The organism is Caballeronia temeraria (assembly GCF_001544795.2).
Lineage (GTDB): Bacteria > Pseudomonadota > Gammaproteobacteria > Burkholderiales > Burkholderiaceae > Caballeronia > Caballeronia temeraria.
In genome coordinates, this window is sequence record NZ_FCOI02000017.1 from 1 (window position 1) to 13,315 (window position 13,315).

The 13,315-nt window shown below is 64.5% G+C and carries 12 protein-coding genes and 1 pseudogene; 3 read left to right on the plus strand and 10 right to left on the minus strand.

From position 1 onward, the window contains the following. Positions 1-655: MFS transporter (locus AWB76_RS22935; protein WP_510183483.1), on the plus strand; the 655-nt coding region annotated here is incomplete at its 5' end. A gap of 255 nt (positions 656-910) precedes the next feature. Here the strand turns inward: AWB76_RS22935 and AWB76_RS42220 are convergent. The 10 genes and pseudogenes from AWB76_RS42220 to AWB76_RS22980 all read right to left on the minus strand — a co-directional run bounded on the left by AWB76_RS42220 (position 911) and on the right by AWB76_RS22980 (position 9,864). Further along, the gene (locus AWB76_RS42220; protein WP_244173430.1) at positions 911-1,540 is read right to left on the minus strand and encodes a GntR family transcriptional regulator; all 630 of its coding nucleotides are present in this window, start codon (positions 1,538-1,540) and stop codon (positions 911-913) included. A gap of 210 nt (positions 1,541-1,750) precedes the next feature. Next, a pseudogene (locus tag AWB76_RS42225) lies at positions 1,751-2,056 on the minus strand (hypothetical protein); the annotation flags it as partial. After that, entirely contained in the window at positions 2,007-3,188 is a 1,182-nt protein-coding gene (locus AWB76_RS22945; RefSeq protein ID WP_061162444.1) for an ABC transporter substrate-binding protein, read from the minus strand. The pseudogene AWB76_RS42225 and the gene AWB76_RS22945, both read right to left, overlap by 50 nt. Before the next feature lie 32 nt (positions 3,189-3,220). Next, the gene (locus AWB76_RS22950) at positions 3,221-4,279 is read right to left on the minus strand and encodes a CobW family GTP-binding protein (protein WP_061162445.1); all 1,059 of its coding nucleotides are present in this window, start codon (positions 4,277-4,279) and stop codon (positions 3,221-3,223) included. After that, positions 4,276-4,590: a hypothetical protein gene (locus AWB76_RS22955; protein ID WP_061162446.1), complete on the minus strand. Its 315-nt coding sequence runs from the start codon at positions 4,588-4,590 to the stop codon at positions 4,276-4,278. The genes AWB76_RS22950 and AWB76_RS22955 overlap by 4 nt, the downstream gene beginning before the upstream one ends. A 17-nt stretch (positions 4,591-4,607) precedes the next feature. Further along, positions 4,608-5,366 carry an SDR family NAD(P)-dependent oxidoreductase gene (locus AWB76_RS22960; RefSeq protein ID WP_061162447.1) on the minus strand — a complete coding sequence of 253 codons (759 nt, stop codon included), beginning with the start codon at positions 5,364-5,366 and terminating at the stop codon, positions 4,608-4,610. Positions 5,367-5,393: 27 nt separating this feature from the next. Next, a complete protein-coding gene (locus AWB76_RS22965) occupies positions 5,394-6,149 on the minus strand; it encodes an SDR family NAD(P)-dependent oxidoreductase (RefSeq protein WP_061162448.1) in 756 nt (251 codons plus the stop codon). An 18-nt stretch (positions 6,150-6,167) separates the two neighbouring features. Then, positions 6,168-7,505 carry an MFS transporter gene (locus AWB76_RS22970; RefSeq protein ID WP_061162449.1) on the minus strand — a complete coding sequence of 446 codons (1,338 nt, stop codon included), beginning with the start codon at positions 7,503-7,505 and terminating at the stop codon, positions 6,168-6,170. A 69-nt stretch (positions 7,506-7,574) separates the two neighbouring features. Next, positions 7,575-8,456 carry a polysaccharide deacetylase family protein gene (locus AWB76_RS22975; protein ID WP_061162450.1) on the minus strand — a complete coding sequence of 294 codons (882 nt, stop codon included), beginning with the start codon at positions 8,454-8,456 and terminating at the stop codon, positions 7,575-7,577. Between the two features lie 31 nt (positions 8,457-8,487). Next, a complete protein-coding gene (locus tag AWB76_RS22980) occupies positions 8,488-9,864 on the minus strand; it encodes an amidase family protein (RefSeq protein ID WP_061162451.1) in 1,377 nt (458 codons plus the stop codon). Positions 9,865-10,140: 276 nt separating this feature from the next. Here AWB76_RS22980 and hydA point away from each other — a divergent pair, with 276 nt between their 5' ends. Together hydA and AWB76_RS22990 are read left to right on the plus strand one after the other, a co-directional pair. Then, the gene (gene hydA / locus AWB76_RS22985) at positions 10,141-11,586 is read left to right on the plus strand and encodes a dihydropyrimidinase (RefSeq protein WP_061162452.1); all 1,446 of its coding nucleotides are present in this window, start codon (positions 10,141-10,143) and stop codon (positions 11,584-11,586) included. A 51-nt stretch (positions 11,587-11,637) separates the two neighbouring features. After that, positions 11,638-13,278, plus strand: coding sequence for an ABC transporter substrate-binding protein (locus AWB76_RS22990; protein ID WP_082864498.1), 1,641 nt, complete (start codon positions 11,638-11,640; stop codon positions 13,276-13,278). Positions 13,279-13,315 lie beyond the last annotated feature (37 nt).

Below are 13,315 nucleotides of genomic sequence, written 5' to 3' on the forward strand. Positions count from 1 at the left end.
CGCATTGCTGACATACATCACGCGCTCTCCACCTTACTCAACCTTACTCCGAGGGGCGTCGTTCGTGGATCGCGTACCGTCGATCCTCACCGTCATCTACGCGACCTTTGCGCTCGGCGTGCTCGGTGGGTTACTCGTGATGGGCAACTGGTCCGATCAGGTCGGGCGCAAAAGGATGCTTCGATACGGCCTGTGGGCTTCGACCGTCTCGGCACTGACCTTCCTCGATTTGAGCCCGGCACAGTCGCGCGGAAGGTCAACGCTGACGGCCACGGCGTCCAACATGCTGGGGCTCGGGCTGGGACCCGTGCTAAGCGGGGCGCTCGTCGAGTATTTACCGTGGCCGACGCGCCTGCCGTACGGCGCGCACTTGGGGCTTATCGCGCTCGCCGCCGTGTTGATGCGTTCCGTTCCGGAAACCGTTCGGGCTGCGCCACGCCTGGTGCTTCGGCCACAGCGCGTCGCCTTGCCGCAAAGCGTGCGCAGGGTCTTCATCCCTGCCGCGCTGTCGGGCTTCGCTGGATTTATCGTAATCGGGTTCTTCGCGGCGGTAGCGCCTCAACTCATGCGCACGGTCCTCGGCTACCGTCACGAGCCAAGGCATACATCGACGCGTCGCGTCTCCAGTGTGCAAGTTCCGATGCTCAAGCGGTGACCCGATCCGCCTTCATTGCTCGACTCCTCCGCTTCGGCAGCGTTGCCCCATGGCAGACCTCGCTGCTAGCATTTTGCGGCGTGGCTTAAGCCGAGGTCGGCATTGCTGGTAACAGCGGCCATTAGCTGACCGTCGTACCAGCGACTGCTTTGGCCGATAATCCCACGTTGACCCCGAGGCCAAGTGCGAGATGAGGCCGCCGCTCGAATGTCAGCTCTAGTCCGCCCTACCGTCAGAAATTTGCCCGTTCCGTCATTAGGCGATTCGCTGCATGTAGGCCGGCAGGCTCGGATCAGGCAGCACCGCAAGCACTTTCAATCGCTGCCGCGTGCGTGTCTCCCCATTCCTGAGGTGCGCCGCAAGCGCTTCGGACGCTGCGTCGAACTTTCCTTTCAGCAACAGCTCAATGACCGTTCGGTGCTCAGTTAGCGTGCCCATTTCGGGATGCAAGCGAAACGCATCATAGAAGGCGTGATTGACGATCAGCGGCATGTGCGCATGGCTGATCGTCGCGAGCAGTTTGCGGTTGGAAGCGCCCGCGAGAAACGTATCGTGTAGCGTGGTTTCGAGGTGATGCAGCGCCGCGGCATGAATAGAACCCGGATCCTCGATGGCGCGTTCGATATCGCGCAGCGCGGCTTCGAGCTTCTCGCGCGGCAGCGTCGGGGCACTAGCCCGCAACGCGGCAGGTTCAAGCAGCGTGCGCAATTCGTAATCCTGCCGCACGGCGCGCGCGGTGAGCGGCCCGCAAAGCCAGTGCGAATACGCTGATTTTTCGACCAGTCCACGGTCGCGCAGACGGTTGAGCACTTCGCGAACGGTGCCGCGGCTTACGCCGAATGTTTCGGCGGCGTTGCTCTCGTCGATACGAAAATGCCCGAACACGATGCCCAACGAAATCGCAGCTTCCAACGAGTCGTAAATGCGCTCGGCGTTGGTCGGAATATCGAGCGGCTCGGGCGGACGGTCGAACCCCAGCGCTTCTTCGGAGATGGGTGCGCGCAGCGGTTCGGGCGCGCTGCCGTCCGCACGCGCGACCAGATAGCCGCGCCCTTCGAAGGTGATAAGCAAGCCGCCCGCGTGAAGCATCTCGAACGCCTTTCGCACCGGCACGCGGCTCGTGCCAAAAATGCGTGCGACCGGCCCTTCCAGCAGCACAAGTCCCGGCGCGATTTTGCCGAGCGCAATCGCCGATTTCAGTTGATCGTGAATCACGCGGTAACGCAGGCGGCTGTCGACGTCGGAAGAGACATCGGCCGATTCGATGTTGGGCAGCCGGCGGGTTTCCGCGTCGGGTCGTGAAGATCGGGGGGCGCCTGCGCGTCTTGTCATCGTCGAACGAACTTCGCCTTCAGGACCGCATGAACTCGGTCCAGCGGCGCACGAGGTAATTGTGCTCATCCATCACCGAATCCCAGACCGCGATCCGGCTCATGCGCGCGAGGTAGCTGCCGCCGTCCCTCATCTGGCCCACGGGCACGAGATGCTTGCTTGTGGGGCCGGGAAGGTCCGCGCTCGCGCGGGCACCATCGTACCAGTAGGACCATTCGGCGGCGTCCATATGCGCGCGCGAGCGCTCCGGATTGGAGATATAGAAGCCCTGCCGCGCCACCGTCGCGCCGGCCCAGCCTTCCTGCCACCAGTTCAGATAATCGTACGCCGCATCCAGCAAACGGCCATGCGCGAGCCGCGATATGCCGATACCCCCGAACCATGCGCGGTATCCCTCGCGTGGCCGGGCCAGCCGGAACTTCAGTCCGGCACGCTCCAGTTCGATTGTCGCCGGCGACCAGATGCTTTGTATCGCCACCTTGTTCGCGATCATCAGTTGCGCGGCTTCGGCGAAGCTCGACCAGAAGCCCGCAAAGTGCCCTCGCCGCTTGTAGTCGATGAGAATGCCGATCAGCGCGTCGATTTCCTCGATGCTCAGATTGCCGATGTCGCCGAAACGCATGAGCCCGCTCGCTTCGACGGCCAGCGCGGCATCGATCGCGCCAATGGCGGCATCCGCCTGCAACGCGACGCGTCCCGACAACTCCGGCGCAAGCAGCCATGCCCAGCTCTCTTCCGTGCCGGTCAGCGAGGCGGGCATGGCGTCTTCGAGATAGACGAAGCTGTCCGCGTTATGGGTAAGCGGCAGCATGCTGATGCGCTCGCTCGCCTCGCGCCCGAGCGATCCGTCCGGTTGCACATACAGCCGGTCGGCGGGCGTACAGCCTGCGTTCGTGGCTCGATGCGCGGGATCGATGTGCCCCGTGCGCGGCAGCGCGTTGACTTCGTTCCAGCGCCGGATACGCGCCAGTTCGATGGGTTGCAGCGCGTGCGTCGGCCACACGCAGTCCAGGCTATGGAACCACTGGTCGTAAAGCTCGTAGCGGTCGGGATGCATCGCGCCGTCGCGCTGGACCGAGCCGCCGTCCTGCACGATGAAACGCAGCCGGATGCCGAGATCCCGCTCCGCGCGCTTGCGGATGTGTTCCTGCAGCGTCACGGTCGTGCCGAGCACGCGCAACTCCACTTTGGACGGATGCACGGCAGGCGCGGACGGACTCGGACGGACGGGTTTCAATCGACTGATTCGGCTGTTCGGAGATGCCGGCACAAACGCCGGTAGGAATCGGCCACGGCCTCGCGCGTGAGACCCTGCGCGATGAAAACGAGCCGCGAACGGTGCGCGGCTTCATCGGGCCACGCATCGAGATGCAAAACGGGATGCACGAGATGATGCACGGCATGCACGACGACCGGTTGTGCCACGCCGGTCAGCGCGAGCATACCCTTGACGCGCAGAATGTTATCACCGTGGCGGTTCAGCAGCAGCGTGAGCCAGAGCGTGAACACGGGCCAGTCGAGCGGCGCATCGAACTCGATGCAGAAGGCGTTTAGCGCGTCCAGGCCTTCGCGGTGCCCAGACGTCGCGTTCAATCGCGCTAGCGGATTGCCGGCGTCGCTGCGCGCGTCGTGCCCGCGCATGCCGGTGCGGCGCACGAAATCCGCGAAGTCGTGCGTGTTCGCCGCTTCGTCGAGGACAATCGATGCATCGTCCTTCTTCGTTCGCCACACAATCCGCGCTGCCGGATTCAGTTGCGCGAGCGTCTTTTCGAGCTCGGATGCATCGCCCGCGAGATCCGTTTTGCTGATGACGATGCGATCCGCCGCCGTCACCTGCGCGAGCCATTCCGCGTGCCGCATGCGTTGCGGCCCCGCGTTCACGGCATCGACGACCGTGACGATCGCGGCAATCGAATAATGGCTCGACACGAGACGGTCGCCCAGCAGCGTCGCGACGATCGGCGCGGGCGTCGCCAATCCCGTCGTTTCCAGCACGACGCGCGAGAACGGCGGCACTTCCCCGCGCGCGCGGCGCGAGAACAGGGCGGCGAGCGCATCCTTCAGTTCGCCCCGAATGGCGCAGCAGACGCAGCCGTTGTCCAGCAACACGGTCTGCGCATCCACTTCGCCGATCAGCAGATGGTCGAGCCCGACCTCGCCGAATTCGTTGACAAGCACGGCGGTGTCGCGCGCGGCGTCGCCCTTCAGGACATCGGCGAGCAAGGTGGATTTGCCGCTGCCAAGAAAGCCCGTCACGATGGTGACCGGAATCACGTCGTAGGCGAGGCTCATGCGTGCGCCTCCCCATTCTCGTGAGCGTTGTCATCGAACAGGGTCAAGGGATCGAGCGGACGCCCCAGCATGCCTTCGGCTGCCTTCCACACCTGCATGAAATCCTCGACGATGACCTGCGCGCCCGTCGGCGACGACAGCACGAAGGACTGTCCGTGAAAATCCACGAGCTTCAGCCGGAAGCCTTCAAGCACGCGGTTCGCATGGGCGACCTGCACATACCGCTGCTGCCGCGCGCTCGCGCCTTCGCCCGCCGCCACCGTGTTCGACCAGTGGCGTCCGCCCCCGAGCAATCCGCACATGCCGCACATTTTGCTGACTCCTTTCTTCAGGGCATGACATCGCCGGAATTGGGGCCGAGTGTCTGGCCGACGAACAGGTTGCCGCCGGGATCGGACGCGAGCAGCACGGCCGTCGGCGCGACCTCCTCCGCGCGGCCGAAGCGCCGCAACGGCAATTCCTTCGATTTCGCTTCCTTCCACGCTGCGCTGATGCCATCCACGAGCGGTGTCTCTATGGGACCCGGCGCAATGGCATTCACGAGCACATTGTCCGGCGCGGCTTCGAGCGCGAGCGACTTGGTGAAGCCGATCACGCCCGCCTTCGCCGCCGAATAATGCGTGAGTTCCGCGCCGCCCTTGATGCCGAGCTGCGACGCCACGTTGATGATGCGCCCCCAGCGTTGCGCCGTCATCGACGGCAACGCGCGGCGCGAGCACAGGAACACGCTGCGCAGATCGACGCGCAGCATGTCGTCCCACATTTGCGTGGTGAGGTCCGTGCAGCGCGCCTGCGTCAGCATGCCCGCGTTGTTCACCAGAATGTCGATGCCGCCATACACCGCGACGCATCGGTCGACGATGCCGTGCGCGCCCGCTTCATCGCCCACATCGGCGATGACGATGTCCACTTGCGCGCCGCTCGAGCGGCACGTTTGCGCGTGCGCGGCCAAGCGCGCTTCGCTGAGATCCGCGAGCACGAGGCGCGCGCCCGCCTGGGCGTACGCCAGCGCGATCGCCGCGCCGATGCCGCTGGCCGCGCCGGTGACGACCGCGCGGCGGCCATCGAGTGAGAATGCCGATGCCATATCGTTGAGCGTCCTGTATGCGATGAATCAGCCTGGCCAGCGGACCGTCAGCCCGCCGTCCGCGATGATCGACTGGCCGGTGATGTATGACGCGTCGTCGCTCGTGAGATAGCGAACCAGCGAAGCGATTTCCTGCGGTCTGCCCACGCGCCCGAGCGGAATGCCCTTCGCGGCGTCGCGCAAGCCGTCCGGGCCGAGCGAGTTCACGGCATCGAGCGATTGCGGCGTTTCGATGAGCCCCGGAATCACTGCATTGCAGCGGATGCTGCGGGGCGCGAGTTCCATCGCGATCGCGCGGCACAGGCCGGGCACGCCGGCTTTCGCCGCCGAATAGTGCGCATGGTTCTCCCATCCGTACACGCCGCCCGCGATGGACGACACCGCCACCATCGCGCCGCCGTCCGGCATGTGACGCGCCGCCGCGCGGAACGTACGCATGACGCCGGACAGATCGACATCGAGCATCTGATGCCATTGCGCGTCGCTCATTTCCGTCAGCGGCGACGCGCGCAGCAGTCCCGCATTCGCCACCGCATAGTCGATCCGCCCGAAGCGCTCCATCGCGGCGTTCGCGAAGGCTTCGACCTGCTCGGCCTGCGTGACGTCGACCGCATGCATCAGGCACTCGCCTCCCGCTTGCTCCACGGCATGCGCGGTGGACTGTGGATCGTGCGGATCGCCGGGGAAATAGCCGCCCACGACGGCCACGCCAACCTGCGCGTACGCCACCGCCAGCGCCTGCCCGATACCGCTCGCCGCACCCGTAATCAAGGCTACTTTCACAGCATTCCTCCGGTCGGATTATTTGTTTTCGGCGGGATCGACGTGCCGCGCGAACAGGATCAGCACGCCGGACAGGAAACACGGCACCGCGCCGAACCAGAGCGCCGCGTGCAGCCAGTCGCCGCCGTGGTTCAGCATGGAGGTGACGCCGACGCCCGCGAGAATCGCGCCGATGGGGCCCATCGCATGGACGATCGAACTGCCCGTGCCGCGAATCGCCGTGTGGTAGCTCTCGCCGATGAAAAACAGCGCCGCCGAATACGGCCCGATCAGGAAAAACAGCCCGAGGCTATACAGCGCGACCACCACGCCCGCGCTGCTCGGCCCGAACAGCATGCCCGCGAAAGCGAGCCCCCCGCACATCCAGCCGATGGCGAGCGTATTGCGCCGCCCGATCTTGTCGCCGATGAAACCGTGGCTCAAATACCCGCAATAGCCGATCACGTTCGACAGCACGAGAATCAGCAGCGAGTTCTCGAAGGACACGTTGTGCACGCGCGTCAGCACCGTGGTGCCGAGCACGCTGAACACCTGAATGGCCGACCAGTTCAGCAGAATGCCGCCGCCGAGCACGAGCGTCGCGCGCAGCGCGCTGCCGCGGAAAGCTTCGGCGAGACCGGCGCGGGCGTGTTCTTCGTAATCGACGGAATGGGTGTTCGCGAGCGAGCGCGCCTCGCCGTCCTGCCCTGCTTCGCGCAACTGCTTGATGCGCTTGTGCAGCAGGAATTGCGGGCTTTCCTTGAGCCGCCGCGTCATGAAGAAAATGACGATGGCCGGAAACGTCGCGAAGATGAAGCAGCCCTGCCAGCCGATGCGCGGCAGCAGCAGCGCCGTCAGGCCGGAGGCTATCAGCGCGCCGATTGGCCAGCCGCCCTGCACGAGGCTATAGATGAAGCCCTTGTTGCGATTGAGCTTCGGATCGTTGGCGGCCGAATACAGTTCGTTGAGATACGTCGCGTTGACGGTTTCCTCGGCGTAACCGAGACCCGAGAGCGAGCGGATCAGCACCAGCGGCACCTGTCCCATCGCCCCACCGACGACCGTCAGGCCCGAGCACACGGCCGCTCCCGCCACCGTCCACAGGAGTCCCGCCTTGCGGCCCAGCCGGTCGAGTAACGGCCCGATGGCGAACGCGATCACCGCCGTGCCGATGGCGACCAGCGTGGCGATCTCCGCCTGCGCCGCCGCGTCCCAGTTATAGTGCTTGCCGATTTCCGGCAACAGCGTGCCGAACAGAATGAAGTCGTAGACGGCAAAAACCCAGGCGAAGAACGCGACGACCGTCGCCCGCTTCACATCGGACGGCAGGATCTGCTCGAGCCTGAAGCCCGAAGCAGATAACGGATTCTCTTTCATCGTGTTGCTCCTCTGGAGCTCGGGAGTGGACATGGTCGGGGCTCGCGTCGGTCGGTTGTCGGGTCGAGGTCAGGACTGGCGGGGATGACGCCGCAGGAAGTCATCGGCGATTTCGTCGCAGGTGCAAAAGCGCACGCCTTCGTGCTTGCGGAAGTGCGCAATCAGGCGTTCGAGCATCAGCAGCACCTGCGGGCGGCCGGAGACGTCGGGATGGATGGTGATCGGGAACACCGCGTAATCGTGTTCGCGGTACACCCAGTCGAACTGGTCGCGCCACATTTCCTCGATATCCCGCGGATTGACGAAGCCGTGGCTATTGGGCGCTTTCTTGATGAACATCATCGGCGGCAGGTCGTCGAGATACCAGTTGGCGGGTACCTCGACGAGACTGGTTTCGCGGCCGCGTTGCAGCGGCTTCATCCATGTGTCGGGATGCTTGCTGTAGTCGATCTTCGTCCACGAATCGCCGACGCGCACGTAGTACGGGTGATAGTCGTTGTGCATCAGACTGTGGTCGTACTTGATGCCTTTCTTCACCAGCAATTCGTTGGTCACATTGCTGAACTCCCACCAGGGCGCGACATAGCCCGTGGGCCGCTTGCCGCTCAGCTTCGTCACGAGTTCGATGCTGCGGTCGAGCACTGCTTCTTCCTGCTCGGGCGTCATCGCAATCGGGTTTTCGTGGCTGTAGCCGTGGATGCCGATCTCATGACCCGCGTCGGCGACGGCCTTCATCTGCTCGGGGAACGTTTCGATCGAATGTCCGGGAATGAACCATGTCGTCCTGATCTTTTCGCGTTCGAAGAGCTTGAGGAGGCGCAGCGACCCGACTTCGCCCGCGAACAGGCCGCGCGAGATGTCGTCGGGCGAGTCCTCGCCGCCGTATGAGCCGAGCCAGCCCGCCACCGCATCCACGTCGATGCCGAATGCAACCAGAATTTCCTTAGCCATCTTGATGTTCTCCTTTGAGCGATTGAGCGTTTCAGTTCGGACCGACCGTCTGCTCGACGGCCAGCGCGAGCGCGATGAGCGCATCGTCGTCGTTTCGTGCGCGCATGAGTTGCACGCTGGTGGGCAGGCCCGCTGCGTCGACGCCCGTGGGCATCGCGAAGGCGGGTGTATCGAGCAAGCTGCCGGGCATCGTCATCGATAGCGTCTCGAGGTTCACGCGGGCGAAGCGATCCGGATCGGCTTCGAGCGGCGCGCACTCCGGTGCAACGTGCGGCACCGTCGGGAGCAGCAGCGTGGCGCCCGCGAGTTCGTCGCCGAACTGGGCGATGAGACGCTCCCGGTCCGCGAGCAACTCGCCAAGACGCGATGCAGGCACACCGCGGCTCAGTTCGAGCCGCGTGCGCACGCGCTGGTCGATGCGCTCGGCATCGGCGGAATCCAGCACGCCGCGATACGACTCGAAGGCTTCGAGCGATCCGAACCAGCCGCGCTCGCGGATGAGATCGCAGGCGGCGTCGAAGGCGACGACCGGCGTAGCGTCGATGCGCGCGCCGGCTTTCGCCAGTCGAGACAGGAAGCGCATGAAGTTGCCCGCGACTGGGTCGGTCACCGCGAAACGCGTCTGCCATCCGGTCGGAACGACAAAACGCTGGCCGCGCAGGTCGGGCAGCGCGCCGATGGCTTCGCGGCCACGCACGACCGCGTCGAATGCAGCGCAGTCGGCGGCTGTGCGGGCGAGCGGGCCGATGGTGTCGGCCGACCGCGACAGGCCGGTCATGCCCTGCCGCGGGTAGCGCGCCCGGCTCGCGCGGTAGCCGACGACGCCGTTCAGCGCGGCGGGCACGCGGATGGAGCCGGCGGTATCGGTGCCGACGGCGATCGGCACGACGCCCATCGCCACGGCGATCGCCGAGCCCGACGAGGAGCCGCCCGGCGCGCGATGTCCGCCATCTGCGACGGTTGCATCGAAAACGGGATTGAAGGGCGTGCCGAAGTGCGGGTTCAACCCGAGGCCCGAGTACGCGAATTCACTGAGGTTCGTCTTGCCGATTCCGACCAGTCCCGCGCGCACGCTTGCCGCGACGAACGGCGCATCGGCACTTGCCGGGGCGCGGGCGCGGAACAGCGCCGACCCCGCCGTCGTGACGCTGCCCGCGATATCGAACAGGTCCTTCCACGCGACCGGCACGCCGTCGAGCGCGCTCGCGGGGCGTCCGTCGCGCCAGCGGGCGGCTGCGGCGCGGGCTTCATTCAGTGCGCGGACTTCGTCGATGGAGACGAAGCAGCTGTTCGCGTCGCGCGCGGCGGCAAGCGACTGGCGCACGACGTCTTCGACATTCGCGCTTCCGTTCGCATACGTGGCGGCAAGCGTGACGGCGGACGCTCTGTGGGCGGGCTGGCTCGGCAATCGAAGCTCCTCATAAAATGTATTTCGTCAACAACATCCGTTTACGATGCAAACGCCAAAATAAACCGGCAACTGAGGGATTACCCTTAGTTGACGTTGCATGATCGAGGTCTACGGGTGCTCGCTGCGGCGCCGTGGCGGCGAGCGTCCGTCGTCCACGCGGAGCCAACGCGCGTTTAGTCAACATCAATGTCAACAACAAATCTATTTTTGACTTTTATTTTGACGCATTAGCCTACGCTCACATGTCAACAACGAAAATGACAACGAGCTTCCATGAATGCAGATTTCGACCTCGTCGTGCGCAAGGCAAAAGTCGCGACGGCAAGCGATACCTTCCTGACCGACATCGGCGTGCGCGAGGGCCGCATCGCTCAAATGGGGCTCTCGCTCGGCCCCGGCAGACGTGAGATCGAAGCGGACGGCCGGGTCACGACGCCGGGCGGCATCGACGCGCATTGCCACCTCGATCAGCCCATCGCGCCGCCCGCCCGCATGACCGACGACTTCGAATCGGGCACGCGGTCCGCGGCATGCGGCGGGACCACGACGATCATCCCGTTCGCCGCGCAGCACAAAGGCGGGACGCTGCGCGCGGCCGTGGACGACTATCACCGGCGGGCGAAGGGGCGTGCGAGCATCGACTATGGTTTTCATCTGATCGTTTCGGACCCGACGCCGGACATCATCGCGAATGAATTGCCGCAACTCATCGCCGAGGGCTATACGTCGTTCAAGATCTACATGACGTACGACGATCTGAAGCTCGACGACGGCCAGATCCTGCGTCTGCTTGCCCTCGCCCGCGCGCACGGCGCAATGGCGATGATCCACGCGGAAAACAGCGACTGCATCGCCTGGCTCACGCAAAACCTGCTCGATGCGGGCCTCAGCGCGCCGCGCTATCACGCGGCATCGCGGCCGATGCTCGTCGAACGGGAGGCGACGCATCGCGCCATCAGTCTGGCCGAACTCGTCAACGTTCCGATGCTGCTCGTGCACGTATCCGCGCGGGAAGCCGTCGAGCAGATTCAGTGGGCGCGCAACCGTGGCCTCAAGGTGCTATCCGAGACCTGTCCGCAATATCTCTTTCTGACCGCCGAGGATCTCGGCATCGACGACAGCTACGAAGGCGCGCGTTGCGTATGCAGCCCGCCGCCGCGTGACACCGCGAGTCAGCAGGCCATCTGGGCCGCGCTCGCGGACGGCACCTTCACGATTTTCTCGTCGGACCACGCGCCGTTTTCCTTCGACGATCCACACGGCAAAAAGCCCGACGGAAAAGAGGTCGCGTTCCCGCACATTCCCAACGGCATTCCGGGCATCGAGACGCGTTTGCCGCTGCTGTATTCGGAAGGCGTGATGACCGGGCGCATTTCCGTCAACCGTTTCGTCGAGCTGACCGCGACGAATCCGGCAAAGACCTACGGCCTGCATCCGCGCAAAGGGACGATCGCGATTGGCTCGGACGCCGACTTCGTGATCTGGACCGAGCGACCCGGCGACCCGGTTGCGCTCACCAACGCGATGCTGCATCACGCGGTGGATTACACGCCGTACGAAGGCCGCGCGCTCTCAGCGTGGCCGGCTTACACGGTGGCCGGCGGCGAAATCGTGTGGGACGGCGAGCGTTTTCTCGGAACGCCCGGACGCGGACGCTTTCTCGCGCGCGGGCTGCCGACCATTGTCCCAGGCAGGCCCGCCGAACGCGCGGCGCGCTGATCTTCAAGCCTCCAACGTCATTCGTCTCACTCTTCACGCAAGGAGCGTGTCATGTCGCAATCGTATGCAGCAGCCTGCGCGTCAGCATCGGCGCGAGCGGGTTCCCTCGGGCTTGGACGGATCGTCGCGGCCGCCGCCGCAATCGGCATCGCTGCGGGTTCGACGCCCGTGCATGCGCAAGGCAACAACGCAGTCCTCGTCGTTGCCGGTCCGCGCACGCCGGAGTCGCTCGATCAGGAATATCCGCCGACTGAAGCAGGCCACGAAGCGCGCCGCAACATCTACGAACGGCTGCTTTCGTACGAGACGAAGCCCGGCGAGAACGGCGTCACGGTGGAGGATTTCAGCAAGTTCCGCGGCGCGCTCGCGGAGAGCTGGGAGACGTCGCCGGACAAGACGTCGATCACGTTCCATCTGCGCCGCGGCGTGAAAAGCTATGCGGGCAACACGCTCACCGCCGACGACGTCATGTGGACCTTCGAGCGCGGCTGGAACCTCAAGGCGACTTTCCGCTGGTACATGACGCAGGTGCTGAAGATCAGCGACTTCAAGGCCGCATTCCAGAAGATCGACGATCAGACGGTCAAGGTCACGCTGCCGAAGCCTTCGCCGCTGATCGAGCGCATCTGGGTGAACAACGATCTCGGGATCATCGATTCGGTCGAGATCAAAAAGCACGTCACCTCCGACGATCCGTGGGGTTCGCGCTGGCTCGCGAGCCACTCGGCATCTTTCGCGCCGTATCAGGTCACCAAGTACGCGCCGGGCCAGGAAGTCGTCTACGACGCGAACAAGAGCTACTATCGCGGTGCGCCTAAGCTCACGCGCATCATGTTCCGCGAAATGCCGACGTCCGCGAACCGCCTTGCCGCGCTGCAGGCGGGCGCGGTCGACGTCGCGGAATGGCTCGCGCCGCGCGAGCAGGCCACGCTCGACAAGATGCCGGGCGTGAAGGTCTGGAAGGTGTACGGCAACTACATCCAGCGCGTGGAGATGAACAACAACACCGCGCCGTTCAACAACGAGAAGGTGCGTCAGGCGCTGAACTACGCGGTGCCGCGCGAGCAGATTCTCAAGTCGGTGTTTTATGGCACGGCGCGGCCGACGAAAAGCCCGGTGTCGGAGATCTATCCGGCCTATACCGATCAGTACTATCACTACACCGAAGACCTGGAAAAAGCACGTGCGCTGCTGAAGGAAGCCGGCTACGAAAAGGGCTTCAAGACGCAGCTCGGCTACCCGACCGGCGACCAGACCGAAGAAGAGCTCGCGATCATCCTGAAGACCGCGTTCTCGAAGATCGGCGTGGATGTCGAGTTGCAGAAGCTGCCGGCATCGACGCTCGTCGAGCGCTATTCGAAGGGCACGATCCCGATGTACTTCTTCCGCGACATGGCAATCGTCCCGGACGCGGCCTACGTGACGAACCTGTGGCTCAATAGCGCGTCGCTCATCAACTACTCGCATTACAAGAACGCCGAAGTCGATTCTCTCATCAACGAAAGTCTTTCCATTACCGACGAAGCGAAGCGCACGACTTCGATGCATCGCGTCCAGGAACTCGTGATGAACGAAGCGCCCTGGGTCTTCCTGATCAACCCGGGCTACCAGCTCGCCACGCGCGCGAACGTCAAGGGCTATAGCTGGAACACGACCAACGGCAACACCTGGTACGACTTCTCCAAGAACTAAGCAGAACCGGCGCGCGCGCACCGGCCTCCTCGGGCGC

What these genes read in the sequence shown, in the direction of transcription:
- hydA (WP_061162452.1), top strand. Translation starts at nt 10,141, where the DNA reads ATGAATGCAGATTTCGACCTCGTCGTGCGCAAGGCAAAAGTCGCGACG.
- AWB76_RS22975 (WP_061162450.1), bottom strand. Translation starts at nt 8,456, where the DNA reads ATGGCTAAGGAAATTCTGGTTGCATTCGGCATCGACGTGGATGCGGTG.
- AWB76_RS22950 (WP_061162445.1), bottom strand. Translation starts at nt 4,279, where the DNA reads ATGAGCCTCGCCTACGACGTGATTCCGGTCACCATCGTGACGGGCTTT.
- AWB76_RS22970 (WP_061162449.1), bottom strand. Translation starts at nt 7,505, where the DNA reads ATGAAAGAGAATCCGTTATCTGCTTCGGGCTTCAGGCTCGAGCAGATC.
- AWB76_RS22990 (WP_082864498.1), top strand. Translation starts at nt 11,638, where the DNA reads ATGTCGCAATCGTATGCAGCAGCCTGCGCGTCAGCATCGGCGCGAGCG.
- AWB76_RS22955 (WP_061162446.1), bottom strand. Translation starts at nt 4,590, where the DNA reads ATGTGCGGCATGTGCGGATTGCTCGGGGGCGGACGCCACTGGTCGAAC.
- AWB76_RS22960 (WP_061162447.1), bottom strand. Translation starts at nt 5,366, where the DNA reads ATGGCATCGGCATTCTCACTCGATGGCCGCCGCGCGGTCGTCACCGGC.